Origin of the sequence: Burkholderia sp. WSM2230 (assembly GCF_000472445.1) — a bacterium.
Classification (GTDB): Bacteria; Pseudomonadota; Gammaproteobacteria; order Burkholderiales; family Burkholderiaceae; genus Paraburkholderia.
Genome location: NZ_AXAJ01000001.1, coordinates 903,785 through 921,168, shown reverse-complemented (window position 1 = coordinate 921,168; position 17,384 = coordinate 903,785). Strand labels below are relative to the sequence as shown.

The following is a 17,384-nucleotide window of genomic DNA, read 5'->3' as shown; positions in this document are numbered from 1 at the left end:
GATGCTTGATTACATTCGCGACGGTCAGGAGATCTATCGCCAATCTTTCGCGACGATCCGCGCCGAAGCCGATCTGTCGCGCATTCCCGCCGACCTCGAAAAGCTCGCCGTGCGTGTGATCCACGCATGCGGAATGGTCGACGTGATCGACGATCTTGCGTTCTCGCCGCAAGCCGGCACAGCGGGCCGCATGGCACTCGCACAAGGCGCGCCGATTCTCTGCGACGCCGGCATGGTCGCGCAAGGCATCACGCGTGCGCGGCTGCCGGCGAACAACGACGTGATCTGCACGCTCACGCACGAGCAGGTGCCCGAACTCGCCCGCGAGCTCGGCAATACGCGCTCCGCTGCCGCGCTCGAATTGTGGCGTCCGCATCTGGCAGGTAGCGTGGTCGTGGTCGGCAATGCGCCGACCGCGTTGTTTCATCTGCTCGACATGCTCGATGCCGGCGCGCCGAAGCCCGCGCTGATTCTCGGCTTTCCGGTGGGCTTCGTCGGCGCCGCGGAATCGAAAGCGATGCTCGCAGCCGACAGCCGGGGCGTGCCGTATGTCGTCGTCCACGGCCGGCGCGGCGGCAGCGCAATGGCGGCCGCCGCCGTCAATGCACTCGCGACGGAGGTCGAATGACAGTCGCGCAGCAACCCGTAGGGCGTCTTTTCGGACTCGGCGTCGGTCCGGGCGATCCCGAACTCATCACGCTCAAGGCACTGCGTCTGCTGAAGGCCGCGCCGGTGGTCGCGTACTTCGTCGCCAAAGGCAAGAAGGGCAACGCGTTCAGCATCATCGAGGCGCATTTGCACGACGGACAGCAGCGCCTGCCGCTCGTCTACCCGGTCACAACCGAGGCGCTCGAGCCGCCGCACTCGTATGAAGCGATCATCGCGGACTTCTACGACACCGCTGCACAAATCGTCGGCGGACATCTGGACGCGGGCCGCGACGTCGCCGTGATCTGCGAAGGCGATCCGTTCTTCTACGGCTCCTATATGTATCTGCACGACCGGCTCGCGGCTCGCTATGAGAGCGAAGTCGTGCCGGGCGTCTGCTCGATGCTCGGAGGCGCGGCTGTGCTCGGCGCGCCTCTCGTGTATCGCAACCAGAGTCTCTCGGTGCTGTCGGGCGTGCTGCCCGAAGACGAACTGCGCCGCCGTCTCGCCGATTCCGATGCCGCCGTCGTCATGAAGCTAGGCCGCAACTTCGACAAGGTGCGGCGCGTGCTCGGCGAACTGGGTCTCGCGCATCGCGCGCTGTATGTGGAGCGCGCGACGATGGGCAATCAGCGCATCGTGCCGCTTGCCGAAGTCGATCCGATGGCGTCGCCGTATTTCTCGCTGCTCGTCGTACCGGGGGAAAAATGGCAAGGATGACGCCGCCCGCCATCGTGATCCTGGGCGCGGGCGCGCTTGCTACCGCGCGGCGCATTCAGGCGCTGTATGCGGGCTCGCAGGTGCATGCGCTGCGCGAGCGCGTGGAGGCCGACGTAGCCTATGGCGAGCTTGGCGCGCACCTGCGCGAGCTATATGCGCGCGGCGCGCCGATTATCGCGTTGTGCGCAGCCGGCATCGTGATCCGCTGCGTGGCGCCGTTGCTGTCGAACAAGGGCGCCGAACCGCCGGTGCTGGCTATCGCCGAAGACGGCAGCGCGGTCGTGCCTCTGCTCGGCGGGCTTGCCGGCGTCAATGTGATGGCGCGCGAGATAGCAGCCGCGCTTGCTGTATCGCCCGCGATTACGACGAGTGGTGAGCTTAGGTTCGGCACCTGTGTGCTGAATCCGCCGCCGGGTTATGCGCTTGCCGACATCGGCCAGGGCAAGCGCTTCGTGTCGGATCTGCTGGCGGGCGCGAGCACGCGTGTCGAAGGCGACGCGCCGTGGCTCGACGACGCGCAACTGCCCCGCTCGGCATCCGCGCGGCTCGCGATTCGCGTGACGCCGCGCGCGTGGGATGGACGCGAGGATGAGCTCGTGATTCATCCGCGCAGCGTTGTTGCGGCGGTGACGTTGGGCGCTGCTATGGGTGCCGACGGCGCGTCTGCGATTGCGGCCCGCGTTCGCGCTTCCCTCGACGCCCACGGCCTCGCCACGCTGGCGCTCGCGGCTTTGCTGGCATCGTCGGAAGATATGGCGAAACCGGCGCTCGCCGAGGCCGCCGCGGATCTCGGTGTGCCGCTGCGCTTCGCCGAACCGTTTGCTGCAGTGCGGGTCGCACACGCTCACACGGAAGACAGCAGTAGTTCACCGGCGAGCCTTCTCGAAGCCGCCTTGCGCATCCCCTACGAAACGCTGCCCGACGAGCGCGACCAGGGCGTCGCGCTCGCCCTTTCGCCTCTCGCCATCGATCCCGACACGATAGGCCGCTCGCGCGGCCGCCTGACGGTGATCGGCCTGGGCCCCGGCAGCGCCGAACTGATGGTGCCCGCCGCGCGCCGTGCGCTCGATGAAGCCACCGACATCCTCGGCTACGAGACCTACGTGAAAATGGCTGGCCCGCTGCGCGCCGATCAGCAGGTGCACGGCACCGACAATCGCGAGGAAATACAGCGCGCGCGCCACGCGTTCGAACTGGCGAGCGCGGGACGGTCGGTGGTGATGGTGTCGTCGGGCGACCCCGGCGTGTTCGCGATGGCCGCGGCCGTGCTCGAAGCGCTCGACACCTCGGACAACAGCGCATGGGCTGCCGTGGAACTGCGCATCGTGCCCGGCGTCTCGGCGGCGATGGCGACCGCGGCTCAGGCCGGCGCGCCGCTCGGCCACGACTTCTGCATGCTCTCGCTGTCAGATAACCTGAAGCCGTGGAGCATCATCGAAAAACGCTTGCGGCATGCCGCGCAGGCCGATCTGGTCATGGCGTTTTACAACCCGATTTCGCGCGCGCGTCCGTGGCAACTGGACAAGGCGCTCGACATCGTGCGCGGGTACCGCGCGCCAAACACGCAGGTCGTGCTCGGGCGCGACATCGGCAGACCTGGCGCCACGCTGCGCACGGTGACGCTCGCGGAACTGCGCTCTGCCGATGTCGATATGCGCACGATGGTGATCGTAGGCTCGTCCACCACGCGGCAGTTCACCAAAGGCGCGCAGTGGGTGTACACGCCGCGCTGGTACGAATGAGCGCGGCGCCCACAGCGTGAAGGTTCAGGCCGCAGCCTTGATATCGTCGATGGCGCGCTGCCTCACGCCCAGGTCGTCCCACAGTTCCGGGTGGCACGTGAACACCAGTATCTGGTGCCGCGAGGCGGCGTCGAGCAGCGCCCGCTTGATCGCGTCGCGCCTTGCGGCGTCGGTATGCACCGCCGCATCGTCGAGCATCAGCAAGGTGGGCCGGCCCGACGCCTTCAGCAGATCCGCGTACGCGAGGCGCGTGAGAATACCGAGCTGTTCGCGTGTGCCGAAACTGAGCGCCTCCAGCGTATCGGCGCGGCCATAGCGGTCGAGCGTCGCGGGGCTCAGATCGTCGCCGAGCGCAAGAGTGGATTGCGGGAAGATCCGCTTCAGATAATGGCCCAGACGCTCGGTCAACGGCGCTCGCAATTGCGCGACCGCCGCGTCGCGCTCGGCGACGAGCACTTCGTCGAGCAGGCTCAACGCACCGGCGCGCAAGCTCAGCTCGTCCTTGCGGCGCGTGGCCTGCTCGATCTTTGCCTCGAGCGCGGCGAGCCGCTCCCCGAGCCCCGACGCGCCGACGGTCTCCAACTGGCTGCGCAAATGCGCAATGCGGACCTGCCGCTCGTGCTGCTCCTGACGCGCCAGTTCCGCCGACGCCCGATAGCGCTTCGCCTCGGCCGCCGGATCGTCCAGACGCACGGCTTCTAGTTCGCGCTCGCGTCCTTCGCGCTGCTTCGCTAGCGCCTCCACCTGCACGCGCTGTTCGACGATCTTCGCCTGCCATTGCGCGCGGTCGCGGCAGAACGCCGCGTCGCTCAATTGCGCTTCCTTGCGCTGCAACTGGAGCGCGAGCGATTCGGCTGTGGCAATGCCGGTCGAGCGCTTCTCCGCAGCATCGTTCAACAGCTTACGCGCGCTCTCCCATGCGGCGTGCGCGAACTCGGCCCTGCGCCGCGCCTCGTCGAGCGGCAGCGCCGCGGACACGTCGGGCAAGCCCGCCAGCCGTTCGCTGGCCGCCTGCAAACGCGCGCTGGCCGAAGCGGACGCGGCGCGCAGCGCGTCGATGCCTTGCGGCGCATGCGCCTCGAGCACCTTCGCATGGCTCTTTTGCTGCGCGACCAGCGCTCTCCATTGTTCGCGCCTGAGCTCCGCCTCAGCGAGCGAGCTCACGCCGAGCGCCTGCAACAACTGCGCGTGCTGCGCTTCGAGCGCGGCGAGTTCGGACAGGCGCGCGGGCAAGTCCGAAACGCCGGGGACCACGCGCAACTCGCCGAGCTCGCCAAGGCCGATTCGCTTCTCTTCGTCCACACGCAGCACGCCCGCGCCGCTGACAGGCGCATCGCCCACCGTGATTGCGCCGTTGAGCCGATATTCGATGCGCGTCATCGCCGCTTCGGTGCGCGCGCGCAGCACGGTCAACGAGGCATCCAGCGCCGCCAGCTGCTTCAGCTTCGCCTCGTCGATTTCGAGCGCGGCCGCAGCGCGGGTCGCTTCGACGAGCGCGCCATGCGCTTCGCTCGCAGCACCGATCGCCGCTTGCAGCCGTTCGAGTTCCGCGCGATGCAGGCCGATCTGGCTGCGCAAATCCGCCGCGCTCACCGCTGCGTTGGCGAGTTCGAGCGCGCGGTTTGCATCGGCTGAGGCCTGCTCCAGTTGTGCGACGCGGCTCGCCGCCTGGGCATGTTCGGTCTCGGCTGCCGATACGTTGGCGCGCGCCGCGTCGAGCTGCTGACGCTCGCGCGCGACGGCCGTTTCCAGTTCCACTGCAGCCTGTTCGCGCTGCAACGACAGCGCGAGTTCAGCTTCGCTGACTTTCAGCGCCTGCACGAGCCCCTGAACGTTGCGCTCCAGGTCCGCGGCCGCATCCGCGCGCTGTTGCGCGAGCACGGCCTTCTCGTCGTGAAGCGCCCAAGGGCGCTTGCGTTCGGCGTCGTCGAAAGCTTCCTGCTGTGCGGCGAGGCGCGCGATGTTTTCTTCAAACTGCTCGCGCTGCCGCACGAGGTCGTCGCGCTCGGCACTCAACGCGCTCAGTGCCGCTTCCGCTTCCGCAAGCGGTCCCGTGGATTTCTGCGTGCGTGCGGTCAGCAGTTGCCGAAGCTCGCGCTGCACGACGGCGATCAACGCGTCTTCTCCCGCAGATTCGCGGCTGCCAGACAGTTGCGACAACGCATCGCGCAAGTACTGCGCCGCGTGGCCGGTGGAATCCCGCATATCCTGGGTGCCGCCCTGCTGCACCCACAGCAAGCCTGGCACGCCCGCGTTTTCGGCCTTAAGCGGTCCGCGCGCGGGGCGCGAGAAACCGAGCAAGGCGGCAAGCCTGTCTTCCGCTTCGTCCTCGCCGAATACGCTTTGGCCGATCTTCAATTCGCAGCGCGGACGCGTGACGAACTGCTTCGACAGACGGCAGGCAACGCCGTCCAGATCGAAACTCACTTCCACCGAAGGCTGCCCGCTCGCCTTGCCCCACGGCAGCAGATCTTTCAGATGCGAAGCCTTGTAGCGTTCGAGGAACACGGCGCGCACGGCCTCGGCAATGGTGCTTTTGCCGGCTTCGTTCGGCCCTACGAAAAGATTGAGTCCTGGCTGCAAATCGTCGATAAAAAGCCGCCCGGTGAACTGCTTGAATTCCTGTATCGCGATGCTCTGAAGCTTCATGCGGTCCTCGCCTCACGCGGCAGTTCACGTTGAAAACGCGCCAGCAACAACAACGCCTCGGCCGCGCGTTTGACCTGTTGCGGATCGGACTGCGGGTCCTCCTGCATGCCGCGCAGACGCGCCACCACTTTCGCCAGATAGCCGCTTTGCGCGCCGAGTTCGGCCAGATCTTCGGTGGTGGGGAGCACATGCAGCGCGCTCAGATCGACGCGCAACGCGCGCACGCGCGCACGGGTTTCCTCGACGGCGACGTGCAGCGCTTCGGCGTCGGCCAACGCGGCGGTGCCGCTCACCGTGATCCGCAGTACGTCGCTGCCGCCCAGGGTGGCGAGCCGGGTCTTCAGTGCATCAACGTCGGTCGGCACAGCAATCGTTTCATCCCAGCGATGCCATTGGTATTGACCGACGCGCAGCGGCTGCACTACCGGCGCCGCGCCGGGTTCGCTCAGGCTCACTTCCAGTATGAAGCCCGGATCGTTCGCGCGGAAACGGTCCTGCTCGTGCGTGCCGGAATACCACGTGCGATCATCGACGCGCAGGTGACCATGCCAGTCGCCGAGCGCGAGGTAGTCGAGGCGCGCGCTCGCCGCGCGCGTCGGCGCAATTGGATTGGACGAGTCGATGCCTTCCTGCAGAATGCCGCTTACGCTGCCATGCGCGAGGCCGATGCGGTGATAGCCCGGCGGCGTTTGCGCAGTGTCGAAGAAGCTGGTGGTGTCGTCGTACGTAATGCGTTGCGTGAGCGGCGCGCACAGCAGCGCCGACCGGCATGCGTCGAGCAGGACGACGCCCGGTTCGAGCACCACACGCACGTTCGGCGGCACGCAATTCAGGCGCTGCGCGCGCGTCCATACGCTTTCGACGAGCGCCGCATCGTGATTGCCCGGCAGCATGATCCACGGGCCCGTGAACGCTTGCAGCGCGCCGAAGAGCCGCCGGATCACCGTGTCGGAGACCGTTTGCAGATCGAAGACGTCGCCGGCCACGAGCACTGCGTCGACGCCGCGCGCGGCGGCCTCTTCGGCGATGCGGCGCACCGTATCGAAGCGCGCCTGCGCGAGATGCGCCGCCTCATCCGGCTCGAACTGCCCGAACTGCGTGCCGATCTGCCAGTCCGCGGTGTGCAGAAACCTGATCACTGTGCCTCCATTGCGTTGCATTTGCTCGCGTTCAATTGCATCAAATTGCGTTGCCGCGCGACGTGCGCCGCAGAAACGCGGCAGCCGTCGTCGCGGCGGTTCAACCGTGCATGTTACCGCGCGCACGCGGCAAAGCGAGCGGCGTGTGCCTGCACACATGAGCGGATCCGTTCACCCCGCGCCCCGCACGGCGCTAAACTCGCGGTTCCAGACCCGGGCTCTCGCGCCGATGAACAAAGCACTCGAACTGAAGAAAGCCAAACGCACGCCCTTGCTGCTGCTCGCGGCCGCGGCCTGCGTCTTCGTCGCGACCGCGCTGCTGCCGCGCGGTTTGTGGATCGACGGTATCAAGGCGGTGGCCGAGGCGGCGATGGTGGGCGCGCTCGCCGACTGGTTCGCCGTCGCCGCGCTCTTCAGGCGCGTGCCGATTCCGCTAGTCTCCGCGCATACGGCGATCATTCCGCGCAACAAGCACAAGATTGCCGACAACCTGGCCGTGTTCGTGCAGGACAAGTTTCTCGACGTGCCGTCGCTCGTCGGTCTGATCAAAAAGCACGACCCGGCGCAGAGCATCACGCGCTGGCTCTCCGAGCCTGCCAACAGCGCACGCATCGCCGATTACGTGGTGAAGGTGACAGGCGGCATGCTCGATCTCACCGACGACGTGCGCATCCAGACGTTCATCAAGGACGCGCTGCGCGACGTGCTCGGCAAGGTCGACCTCTCGCAGTCGATGGGCTCGATCCTCGACACGCTCACGAAGGACGGCCGCCACCAGGAGCTGCTCGACGCCGGCATCGAACAGGTTCTCGCGCTGCTGCGGCAAGCCGAAGCGCGCGAGTTTATCGCGGAGCGTATCGTCGATTGGGTGAAGAGCGAGTACCCGAAGATGGAAAAGATTCTGCCGTCCGCGTGGCTCGGCGAAAAAGGCGCCGAGGCGATAGCGAAAGCCGTGAACCGGATGCTTGAACAGATCAGCGAAAATCCCACGCACGAGCTGCGCCAGAAATTCGATGAAGCCGCACATAAGCTGATCGTCAAGCTCAAGAGCGATCCTGCGATCCTGCAAAAAGGCGAGGAACTCAAGCGTTATCTCGTGGAAGGCGAGGCGCTCGCCTCCTACGTGAAGGACGTATGGGGCGAATTGCGGGCGTGGCTCAAACGCGATCTGCACAGCACCGACTCGGCGTTGCACGCACGGGTCGTCGCGGCCGGTCAATGGGTGGGACGCGAGCTCGCGAACGATCCGGCGCTGCGCCAGTCGTTCAACGACCACCTCGAAGAAGCCGCGCGCGGCATGGCGCCGGAGTTCGCGCGTTTCCTCACGCGGCATATCAGCGATACCGTGAAGAACTGGAACGCACAGGAGATGTCGCGGCAGATCGAGTTGAACATCGGCCGCGATCTGCAATATATCCGCATCAACGGAACGGTGGTGGGCGGCTTTATCGGCTTGCTGCTCTATGTGAGTTCGCAACTATTCGACTTGCTGCGCATGCAGCTCGGCTAGGCGCGCTCGTTATGGCATCGCAGCGCAAAACGCCTACAATCCGGGCATAAGGTTTGCTCTCTCGCAGTGGCCCAATATGGCCCACGCCGCCGCGCGTTTATCACGTGCCGGACCAGAAGCGACCACGCCGCTCAATCGGACAGTGTGCTTATGAAAATATCCTTACCGCCGCATGGGCGGCCGAATCGCGTTTATCCTCCCGGCGCGCCCGGTCTGCATGGTCTCGCCTCGGTGATCACCGGCGTCGTGGTGGTGTGCGCGCTTTACTTCGGCCGCGCGGTGCTGATTCCCATCACGCTTTCGGTGCTGCTCAGCTTTCTGCTCGCGCCGCTCGTGCAGACGCTAAGGCGCCTGCATATGGGGCAGTTGCCATCTATCTTCATTGCAGTGCTGTTCGCGCTCGCCGCGCTGCTTGCGATCGGCGCGCTGATCGGCGCGCAGCTCGTGCAGCTGGCAAGCGACTTGCCGCAGTATCAGGTGGCGATCGAGCAGAAGATCGAAACCGTGCAGGAGAAAACGATTGGCCGCGCCGATTCGTTGATGACCCGCGCGGCCGCCACGCTGCAACGCGTCGCGCCCTCGAAGCCGCCGCCGCCGCGGCCCACCGGCCGCGCGGCGCGCAATGCGCCCGCGGTGCCCACGCCCGTCGAAGTGCACGAGCCGTCGCCCACGCCGCTGCAACTTGCGCAGCGCGCGTTGTCGCCGGCCATTGCGCCGATAGAAACCACTTTCATCGTGCTGGTGGTGACGATCTTCATCCTGCTGCAACGCGAGGACTTGCGCGACCGCCTGATCAGTCTGTTCGGCTCACGCGACCTGCATCGCACGACTACCGCGATCAACGACGCCGCCGTGCGTCTCTCCCGCTACTTCGTCGCGCAACTCGGCGTGAACCTGAGCGCGGGCGGCGTAATCGCAATCGGTCTTGCGATCATCGGCGTGCCGGGCGCGCTGCTGTTCGGCGTGATTGCGGCACTGCTGCGCTTCGTGCCATATATCGGCATCTGGATCGCGGCGATTCTCGCGGTGTTTCTCGCCGCCGCAATACAGCCGCAATGGACCATGGCGGTGTACACGCTGATTCTGTTCATCGTCGTCGATGTGGTGGCCGGGCAGATTGCGGAGCCGCTGCTCTATGGGCACCGCTCGGGGCTTTCGCCGCTAGCCGTGGTGGTGGCTGCTATTTTCTGGAGCTGGCTGTGGGGGCCGATTGGCCTCGTGCTCTCCACGCCGCTCACGCTCTGCGTCGTGACGCTCGGGCGTTACGCCGACCGCCTCAACTTTCTCACGGTGCTGCTCGGCGATCAGCCGGCGCTCACGCCCGCGCAAACCTTCTATCAGCGGCTGCTCGCCGACGATCCACACGAGGCGATCGTGCAGGCCGAGCGTCTGTTGCGCGAGATGTCGCTGATCGACTACTACGACAAGGTCGCGCTCGAAGGATTGAAACTCGCGCGCAACGACGCAATGCGCGGCGTGCTCATGCCCGACCAGTTGGCGCGGGTGAACGAAGCGCTGGTGGACATCGTGGAAAACCTGGAAATCGCGGAGGGTTTGCCGGACCGGCTCGCGCGGCCCGAAGCCCACGACGCCTTCGCGCTACACGCTGCTTCGTCGGCGGATCTGTCGGAGCGGCACGACACTCATGCGCGCGCTCATTCGTCCACGAACAACGACGGCGAGAAAACCGCAGTGCTGTGCGTGCCGGGGCGCGGCGCGTTCGACGAAGTGACGACCGCCATTGCAGTACAACTGCTGGGGCGCCTCGGCTTCGCGCCGATCATGGCGACGCACTCCGGCTACCGTAGCGCTCGCGCCGACGAACCGAGCTTCAGGAATGCAGCGATCATTTGCATCGTCACGCTCGACGCTCCGGACTCACCGCCGTATCTGCGCAATATGCTCCGGCGCACGCGCGAATGGCGGCCGAGAGCAACGCTCGTGGTCGGCGTGGGCGGCACCGCGGAAAACGGCCCCGACGCGGGAATGGGCACGACCGCCGCTGCGCATTCCGCGCCGACGTTCCGCGCGATGATCGAGGAATGCCAGGTGGCTGCCTCCGTATTGCACACGCGTCCGCATTCGCATGTCGCCGGCGCTGCCGAGTAAGAGGTTCGCTCGCTGCGGGCGAAACCACCGCCTTCAATACAAACCCAGCGTGCGTGCATGCAGACGCGCGAGACCGAGCAGCGCGTCTGTATAAGGCGTCTTCACACCGGTCAATTGCCCGAGTTCGCGGACGGCGCTCACCAGTGCGTCCAGTTCCACCGCCTTGCCGGCCTGCACGTCCTGCAACATCGACGTTTTCATCGCGCCGAGTTTCAGCGTGACCGCGTGCCGGTCTTCGGGATCCTGATCGATCGGAATGCCGAAACGCGCGCCGATTTCTTTGGCCTCGAGCATGATGCTCGTGACGAAGCCGCGCGCCAGTTCGTCGCTGAGAATGCGGTCGGTGGTGGCGCCGGTGATCGCGCTGATCGGGTTCATCGTCATGTTGCCCCACAGCTTGTACCAGACGTCGCGCTGAATCTGCTCCGACATCGACGCATTGAAACCCGCCGCGACCAGCATGCCGGTCAGCGCCTTCACGCGTTCGCTCGGACGGCCCGCCGCCTCGCCGATAATCAGCCCGTTGCCCTGATGATGCCGGATCACGCCAGGTGCTTCCACGAGGCAACTCGCGTGCACCACGCAGCCTACTGTCTGCTCGGTGGGAATCGCGGCGGCGATTGCACCGTCGGGGTCGATGGACTTGAGCCGCTTGCCCGCGAAAGCCCCGCCGAGTCCCGCGCAAAACCACCAGGGCACGCCGTTCATGGCTGTCAGCACGATGGTTTGCGGGCCGAGTAGCGGCGCGATATGCGCGGCCACCGAAGCCATGGCCGGTCCTTTGACCGCGATTACGACGAGATCCTGCACGCCGAGCCCGGCTGGATTGTCCGCGGCTCGAACATTCACTGCATGCGTGCTGCCGCCTTCGATCAGGCGCAAGCCTTGTTCACGCACAGCGGCAAGCGTCGCGCCGCGCGCAATCACGCCGACCTCGTGACCCGCCTGAGCGAGCTTCACGCCCATCCAACCGCCAATGGCGCCCGCGCCGTAAATCGCTGCTTTCATGAATTCATTCCTTGTAACTTGCGTCGATGCGCTCGACGCGCCGCACGAGTGCATCGAACACGTCCTGCCCCGCGCCGTGACGGGGATCGAATTGCAACGCGTCGCGCGAGCAGCGGATCGCCACCTCTTCCGGTACCGGCCGCGCCCGGCCCATCGAAAAGGTCGCCATCTGGATTTCGCATGCGCGGTTCAGCGTCCATAGAACCGCAAAAGTCTGCGGTAAGGTGCGGCCCCATGCAAGCAGTCCGTGATTGCGCAGAATCACCGCCTGCCTGTTGCCGATATGTTCGACGAGCCGCGGCCCTTCTTCCGCATGCACAGTGATGCCTTCGAAGTCGTGATACGCAATGCGGTCGTGCAACTGCGCGCTGTAGAAGTTGGTCTGCTGCAAGCCCTCTTCCAGACACGCGACGGCGACGCCCGCCGTGGTGTGCGTGTGCATCACGCAATGCGCGCCGGGCACGCCTTGATGGATCGCCGCGTGCACGACGAACCCGGCGGGATTCACCGGGTAGCGAGAGCTGTCGAGCACGCGCCCTTGTGCGTCGATCTTCACCAGATTGCTCGCCGTGACCTCGCTGTAGTGCAAGCCGAATGGATTGATGAGGAACTGGCGCTCGCCGCCGCTCACGGTCTCCGGTACGCGCAGCGTAATGTGGTTGTAGATCATCTCGGTCCAGCCGAGCATGTCGAAGATGCGGTAACAGGCGGCCAGTTCAACGCGGGTCTGCCATTCGTCGGGATGCATGTCGGCCTTTGTCGGCGCACTCGCCGGTGGAATATCAAGTGTCGTCATCGACGTCTCCATGGTCATCTGTTGCTGTGCGCTTCACCTCGCCTGCCGCTGCGCCCGTTCGAGGCGCCGCTCGTGTCGCGCCGCCGTTATGCGTTCGCCACCACCGCCGCAATCGACGAAGCCACGTAGTCCGCGTTGCGCGCATTCAGGCCGGCCACGCACATGCGCCCGGAGCGCAGCACATACACCGCGTGTTCGCTGCGCAGCCGCTCGACCTGGCTCTCGCTCAGGCCCGTATAAGTGAACATGCCGCGTTGCGCGACGTAGCGGGCGCGCATCACTTCATCGACACGGCCCGCGAGTCCCGCGTGAATCGTGCCGCGCATCGCGAGAATGCGCTCGCGCATGGTGGCCAGCTCCGCTTCCCACGAAGCGCGCAACGACGCATCCGACAACACGTTGGCGACAAGCCGTGCGCCATGCGTGGGCGGATTGCTGTAGTTCGCGCGCACCGTGGACATCAACTGGCCGAGCACGCGGCTGGCTTCGTCCGCGTTGTTGCACACCACGCTCAGCGCACCGCAACGCTCGCCGTACAGTGAGAAATTCTTTGAAAACGAATTGGCTGCCATGAGCGGTATGCCGGCTTCTGCGAGCAGACGCACGCAAGCGGCGTCTTCCTCCAGGCCCGCGCCGAAGCCCTGGTAAGCCATATCGACGAACGCGATCAGCTTGCGACGCTGCAATACCGGCACGAGCTCGGCCCATTGCGCGGCGCTCAGATCGACGCCCGTCGGGTTGTGACAGCACGCATGCAACAGCACCACGCTGCGCTCGGGCAGCCGGCCGATCGCGTCGATCATATCGGCGAAACACAGGCCGCCCGTCGCTTCGTCGTAGTAAGGATAGGTATTGACGGTTAGACCCGCGCCCTCGAACACGACCCGGTGATTTTCCCAGCTGGGGTCGCTGATCCAGATTTGTGAAGCCGGAAAATAGCGCCGCAGGAAATCGGCACCGACCTTGAGCGCGCCGGAACCGCCAATGGTCTGCAGCGTCGCGATGCGGCCCGCTGCACGCGCTTCGCTGTTCGCTCCGAAGACGAGCGTCTGCGCCGCTTCGCGGTAGAGCGGCAGGCCCGCCATCGGCAGATACGAGCGCGGACCGATCGCATCGAGCAGCGCGGTTTCCGCGCGGCGCACCGCGTCCATGACGGGCAGCCTGCCTGCGTCGTCGAAATAGATGCCGATGCTCAGATTGACTTTGTTCGGGCGCGGATCGAGCTGGAAGTCTTCGTTCAGGCTGAGAATCGGGTCGCCTGGATAGGCGGGAATATGTTCGAACATGGAGGTTCCTTGATTGAGCCCTGAGTGACCGGCATTGCGCGCACCGCGGGGCGAGACCGAAAGTCTAAGCGCCTTTGCGGGCTCCCGTCGATTGGGACAAGTGTCGATCAGCGCGCGGCAAATCACAATCAACCGATTTTTCACGATTCGTAAGCTGCGCTTTATAATCGCGCGATGGCACTTACCCGCGTCACCATTCGTCAGTTCGAGGCGTTTCTCGCCATTGTCGATCTTCAGAGCATCGGCGCGGCGGCTGGGCGGCTCGGGCTCAGTTCGTCGGCAGTCAGCCAACTGCTCGCCGAGCTCGAAGCGGAACTCGGCTTTCGTCTGTTCGACAGGACTACGCGGCGCGTGAACCTGTCGAGCGCGGGGCAGGATTTCCTCGCCTCAGCGGAATCGGTGCTGCGCCATGTGCGCGTCGCCGCTCAATCCGCCGACGATATACGCAACCGCGCCGCGGGCATCGTCCGGATCGGCGCGCCGCTGGTGCTCGCGTCAACGGCGCTGCCCGCGGCGATTGCCGACTATGCGCGCGACAAGCCCAAGGTAGTCGTGCGCATCTGCGATACGGTGGTGGAGCAACTGGTCGAGCGTGTTGAGAGCGCGGACGTGGATCTGGCCATTGGGCCCGACCGCCCGAGCGGTGCGCGCGTGCTCCGGGACACTGCATTCGCGAGTCCGTGGGTCATGTGGTGTGCGCCTTCGCATCCGCTTGGCGCACGCAGGCGCGTGCAATGGCAGCAACTGCGGAATATCCCTATCGTCGCGACCGGGCGCGATCACGAACGCGCGGTCGACCAGATGCTCGCGGTTTTACCCGTCGAGGCGCGCATCGTTCCTGTAGATGTCGTGGACAATGTGACCACCGCTTTCGGTATCGCTTCACGCGGCCTCGCGGTGACGCTCGCGCCGGCTTATGTGGCGCCGCTCGCACGCACTTTCGGGCTGGTGATGAAACGGATCGTCGAGCCGGAAACAATCCGCGAGGTGTGTCTGTATCGCTCCACCGAGCGCGCGTTGTCACCGCCCGCTGCGGGCTTCGCGGACTTTCTGCTGCCGTGGCTGAAGCGCTGGGATCGCGAAACGCAGGCGGATTCGCGAGTGAAACGAGGCTAAGACGCGAGTCGTCGCGATCATTTGCCGGAAAACGAGCCGCGTTGCAGCGTGACCATTCGAGGCAGCTCGATGGTGAATACGGTACCGTCGGTTTCGTCGGACTGCACACTGACACTGCCGCCATGCATTCGCGCGATTTCGTGCACGATGTGCAGGCCGAGGCCAAGACCCTGGCGCGAACGCGAGCCGCCGTTATTGGGCCCAAACGCCTTGAAGAGATGCGGGAAAACTTCGGGAGGAATGACACCGCGGTTGGCCACCTTCATGCGCACGGAGTCGGCCGCTTCGCCATCCACTTCCACGCTGACGTCGCCGCCGGCCGCGCCGTGGTGCAGCGCATTGCTCACCAGATTCGACACCGCTTGCCACACCAGATCCGTGTCCCACGCACCGGCCGTGTTGCCGCGGCTCGCGAACACGATGCGCTTGCCGTTTTCACGCGAAGCGAATTCGTCGATCACCGACCGGCACAACGACGCCAGTTCGATCGAACGCGGCTGCAACGGCAGGCGCCCACCTTGCAGACGCGCGAGATTGAGCAACTGATCGACCATGCGCGCCATGCGCAGCGAGCTGTTTTTCACGCGTGCCGCCACGGTTGCGGACTGCTGATCGGAGGCAGTACGCATCAGGTATTCCGCGGACGCGAGCACCGCGCCAAGCGGCGTGCGCAGATCGTGGCTGAGCACGGCCATCAGCATCTCGTTGGCTTCGAGCATCTGCTGGGTGGTGACGAGTTGCGCGGCAAGCTGGCGCTTCTGCTGTTCGAGCTGAACGAACACGTCCACCTTCGATTGCAGAATGCGCGGGTCGAACGGCTTGTAGAGAAAATCCACCGCGCCCGCTTCGTAGCCGCGAAACGTGCGCGACGCATCCTGCGCGGTGGCGGTCAGGAAGATGATCGGCACATGCGATGTGCGAGGACTGCCGCGCATCAGCGCCGCCAGCTCGAAACCGTTCATGCCGGGCATGTTGACGTCGAGAATCGCGAGCGCCACCTCGTGCTTGAGCAGCAGATCGAGCGCCGCCGTGCCCGAATCGGCCACCAGCACGGCAACATCGGGACGCGTCAATAAAGCCTTGAGCGCGGTAATGTTGTGGGCGATGTCGTCGACGATAAGAATATTTACGGGTGGATTCGACATGGCGTCGGGTCAAAGAGAGGCCGGCCATGCTGCGAGCCGCCGGGCCATGGTTTCGGGAGAATAGATGTAATCCGCCGCGCCGCGTTCTATCGCGGTTCGCGGCATGTCGGGCGAAGAAGCGGTGCCGGGGTCCTGCACCCATGTCACGCCGCCCAATTCGCGCACGCGCTGCAAGCCTTGCGCGCCGTCGTCGTTGGCACCGGACAGCAACAGCGCCAGCAGATGCTCGCGATACACAGCCGCCGCCGACTCGAACAGCACGTCGATGGAAGGCCGCGAAAAGCGCACGGCTGCATCGGTCGAAAGTGCAACCGTGCGGTCCAACTCGACCAGCATGTGATAGCCGGGCGGCGCGACATGCACGCGCCCCGGCGTGATCTGCTCGCCGGCGTCCGGTTCGATCACAGGCAAAAGGCAACGGTGCGCCAACGCGTGCACGAGATAGCTCCGCGGATCGGGCGGCAGGTGCATCACGATCATCACGGCTGGAGCAAAGGTCGCGGGCAATGCATCGAGCAGCAGGTTGATGACCTCCATGCCGCCCGCCGAGCCGCCGATCACTACGAGCTCGCAGGCGCGCGCGTCCTGCGCGCTCCGCTTTGCGCCGGCGTCGGGTCGAATGGTTGAGCGCGTGGTCACGTTGGCATCAGCGCTTCTGGTAAATACGTTCGCCCGGACGGAATTCGTCGAAGGCTTCGTAATGCCGCGAAAAACGCAGCGTTTCCTTGCTGCCGAGACCGAGAAAGCCGCGCCGCACCAATGCGTTTTCGAAGAGGCCCAGCGCGCGGTCCTGCAAGCCGCGGTCGAAATAGATCAGCACATTGCGGCATGACACCAGATGCGCTTCGAGAAAAACTTCGTCGGTGGAGAGACTATGGTCGGCGAACACCACGCGGCCCTTCAGCGAGCCTGCGAAACGCGCGCCGTTATACGCTGCATGATAGTAGTCCGACAGCGAGCGCGTTCCGCCGGCCGCGAGGTAGTTCTGCGTGAAGCCCTGAATCCGGTCCAGCGCATAAATGCCGGCCTCGGCGCGCGCCAGTGCGTCGGGGTTGATGTCCGTCGCGTAGAACAGCGTGCGCTCGGTCAAGCCCTCTTCATCGAAAAGGATTTTCAGCGACCACAGTTCTTCGCCGGTACTGCAACCGGCCACCCACACCTTGATCGACGGATACGTGCGAAGACGCGGCAACACGTGTTCGCGCAGCGCCAGAAAATAGGCAGGATCGCGAAACATATCGCTGACCTGCACGGTGAGATACTGGAAGAGCCGCGAGAATTCGTCGCCATTGCGCATGATGCGGTCCTGCAATTGCGACAGGGTGCTGAGGCCGAATTCATCCAGCGCCTGCGACAGACGGCGGCGCAGCGACGACATCGCGTAGTGACGGAAATCGTGCTGGTACTTCAGGTAAATAGCCTCCAGCAGCAATTTCAGCTCGATGTCGAAATCGCTCATGCGTTGCCGTGCGTCCAGTTCGGATTGGCTCATTGCGTCGTCCGTATCGCTAGCTTG

14 protein-coding genes are annotated in these 17,384 nt (G+C 65.3%); 6 read left to right on the top strand and 8 right to left on the bottom strand.

Going from position 1 to position 17,384, the window contains the following annotated elements; translation table 11 throughout:
- Window position 1: 1 nt before the first annotated feature.
- The 3 genes from A3AC_RS0104190 to cobJ are packed head-to-tail and all read left to right on the top strand — an operon-like array spanning window position 2 to window position 3,110.
- On the top strand, window positions 2–628 hold the full coding sequence (locus A3AC_RS0104190; RefSeq protein ID WP_025597563.1) for a precorrin-8X methylmutase: 627 nt from the start codon (window positions 2–4) through the stop codon (window positions 626–628).
- On the top strand, window positions 625–1,368 hold the full coding sequence (locus A3AC_RS0104185) for a precorrin-2 C(20)-methyltransferase (protein ID WP_025597562.1): 744 nt from the start codon (window positions 625–627) through the stop codon (window positions 1,366–1,368). The genes A3AC_RS0104190 and A3AC_RS0104185 overlap by 4 nt, the downstream gene beginning before the upstream one ends.
- On the top strand, window positions 1,365–3,110 hold the full coding sequence (gene cobJ / locus A3AC_RS0104180; RefSeq protein ID WP_025597561.1) for a precorrin-3B C(17)-methyltransferase: 1,746 nt from the start codon (window positions 1,365–1,367) through the stop codon (window positions 3,108–3,110). The genes A3AC_RS0104185 and cobJ overlap by 4 nt, the downstream gene beginning before the upstream one ends.
- 24 nt (window positions 3,111–3,134) lie before the next feature.
- Here the strand turns inward: cobJ and A3AC_RS0104175 are convergent, their stop codons facing one another.
- Window positions 3,135–5,759: an AAA family ATPase gene (locus A3AC_RS0104175; RefSeq protein WP_025597560.1), complete on the bottom strand. Its 2,625-nt coding sequence runs from the start codon at window positions 5,757–5,759 to the stop codon at window positions 3,135–3,137.
- Complete coding sequence (locus tag A3AC_RS0104170) at window positions 5,756–6,898, bottom strand: metallophosphoesterase family protein (protein ID WP_025597559.1); 1,143 nt, start codon at window positions 6,896–6,898, stop codon at window positions 5,756–5,758. The genes A3AC_RS0104175 and A3AC_RS0104170 overlap by 4 nt, the downstream gene beginning before the upstream one ends.
- A gap of 229 nt (window positions 6,899–7,127) precedes the next feature.
- On the opposite strand from A3AC_RS0104170, the gene A3AC_RS0104160 reads away from it, so the two are divergent.
- Window positions 7,128–8,408, top strand: a complete 1,281-nt coding sequence (locus A3AC_RS0104160) for a DUF445 domain-containing protein (protein ID WP_025597558.1) — start codon at window positions 7,128–7,130, stop codon at window positions 8,406–8,408.
- A 150-nt stretch (window positions 8,409–8,558) separates the two neighbouring features.
- The gene (locus tag A3AC_RS0104155) at window positions 8,559–10,517 is read left to right on the top strand and encodes an AI-2E family transporter (RefSeq protein ID WP_025597557.1); all 1,959 of its coding nucleotides are present in this window, start codon (window positions 8,559–8,561) and stop codon (window positions 10,515–10,517) included.
- Between the two features lie 33 nt (window positions 10,518–10,550).
- Here the strand turns inward: A3AC_RS0104155 and A3AC_RS0104150 are convergent, their stop codons facing one another.
- The 3 genes from A3AC_RS0104150 to A3AC_RS0104140 form a co-directional block, all read right to left on the bottom strand.
- Window positions 10,551–11,525 carry a 2-dehydropantoate 2-reductase gene (locus tag A3AC_RS0104150; protein WP_025597556.1) on the bottom strand — a complete coding sequence of 325 codons (975 nt, stop codon included), beginning with the start codon at window positions 11,523–11,525 and terminating at the stop codon, window positions 10,551–10,553.
- Between the two features lie 4 nt (window positions 11,526–11,529).
- Complete coding sequence (locus A3AC_RS0104145; protein ID WP_025597555.1) at window positions 11,530–12,321, bottom strand: class II aldolase/adducin family protein; 792 nt, start codon at window positions 12,319–12,321, stop codon at window positions 11,530–11,532.
- Window positions 12,322–12,407: 86 nt separating this feature from the next.
- A complete protein-coding gene (locus A3AC_RS0104140) occupies window positions 12,408–13,607 on the bottom strand; it encodes an amino acid aminotransferase (protein ID WP_025597554.1) in 1,200 nt (399 codons plus the stop codon).
- Window positions 13,608–13,781: 174 nt separating this feature from the next.
- Between A3AC_RS0104140 and A3AC_RS0104135 the strand changes: the two genes are divergently transcribed.
- Window positions 13,782–14,723: a LysR family transcriptional regulator gene (locus A3AC_RS0104135; RefSeq protein ID WP_025597553.1), complete on the top strand. Its 942-nt coding sequence runs from the start codon at window positions 13,782–13,784 to the stop codon at window positions 14,721–14,723.
- Between the two features lie 17 nt (window positions 14,724–14,740).
- Here A3AC_RS0104135 and A3AC_RS0104130 read toward each other — a convergent pair whose 3' ends face one another.
- Genes A3AC_RS0104130 through A3AC_RS0104120 form a run of 3 tightly spaced genes read right to left on the bottom strand, consistent with a single transcriptional unit; the run spans window position 14,741 to window position 17,360 of the window.
- Window positions 14,741–15,868 (bottom strand): hybrid sensor histidine kinase/response regulator, encoded by a 1,128-nt coding sequence (locus tag A3AC_RS0104130; protein WP_025597552.1) that lies wholly within the window; start codon window positions 15,866–15,868, stop codon window positions 14,741–14,743.
- A 9-nt stretch (window positions 15,869–15,877) separates the two neighbouring features.
- On the bottom strand, window positions 15,878–16,507 hold the full coding sequence (locus tag A3AC_RS0104125) for a chemotaxis protein CheB (RefSeq protein WP_025597551.1): 630 nt from the start codon (window positions 16,505–16,507) through the stop codon (window positions 15,878–15,880).
- 7 nt (window positions 16,508–16,514) lie between these two features.
- Window positions 16,515–17,360, bottom strand: a complete 846-nt coding sequence (locus A3AC_RS0104120) for a CheR family methyltransferase (protein ID WP_025597550.1) — start codon at window positions 17,358–17,360, stop codon at window positions 16,515–16,517.
- Window positions 17,361–17,384 lie beyond the last annotated feature (24 nt).

What these genes read in the sequence shown, in the direction of transcription:
- A3AC_RS0104190 (WP_025597563.1), top strand. Translation starts at nt 2, where the DNA reads ATGCTTGATTACATTCGCGACGGTCAGGAGATCTATCGCCAATCTTTC.
- A3AC_RS0104185 (WP_025597562.1), top strand. Translation starts at nt 625, where the DNA reads ATGACAGTCGCGCAGCAACCCGTAGGGCGTCTTTTCGGACTCGGCGTC.
- cobJ (WP_025597561.1), top strand. Translation starts at nt 1,365, where the DNA reads ATGACGCCGCCCGCCATCGTGATCCTGGGCGCGGGCGCGCTTGCTACC.
- A3AC_RS0104175 (WP_025597560.1), bottom strand. Translation starts at nt 5,759, where the DNA reads ATGAAGCTTCAGAGCATCGCGATACAGGAATTCAAGCAGTTCACCGGG.
- A3AC_RS0104160 (WP_025597558.1), top strand. Translation starts at nt 7,128, where the DNA reads ATGAACAAAGCACTCGAACTGAAGAAAGCCAAACGCACGCCCTTGCTG.
- A3AC_RS0104155 (WP_025597557.1), top strand. Translation starts at nt 8,559, where the DNA reads ATGAAAATATCCTTACCGCCGCATGGGCGGCCGAATCGCGTTTATCCT.
- A3AC_RS0104150 (WP_025597556.1), bottom strand. Translation starts at nt 11,525, where the DNA reads ATGAAAGCAGCGATTTACGGCGCGGGCGCCATTGGCGGTTGGATGGGC.
- A3AC_RS0104145 (WP_025597555.1), bottom strand. Translation starts at nt 12,321, where the DNA reads ATGACGACACTTGATATTCCACCGGCGAGTGCGCCGACAAAGGCCGAC.
- A3AC_RS0104140 (WP_025597554.1), bottom strand. Translation starts at nt 13,607, where the DNA reads ATGTTCGAACATATTCCCGCCTATCCAGGCGACCCGATTCTCAGCCTG.
- A3AC_RS0104135 (WP_025597553.1), top strand. Translation starts at nt 13,782, where the DNA reads ATGGCACTTACCCGCGTCACCATTCGTCAGTTCGAGGCGTTTCTCGCC.
- A3AC_RS0104130 (WP_025597552.1), bottom strand. Translation starts at nt 15,868, where the DNA reads ATGTCGAATCCACCCGTAAATATTCTTATCGTCGACGACATCGCCCAC.
- A3AC_RS0104120 (WP_025597550.1), bottom strand. Translation starts at nt 17,360, where the DNA reads ATGAGCCAATCCGAACTGGACGCACGGCAACGCATGAGCGATTTCGAC.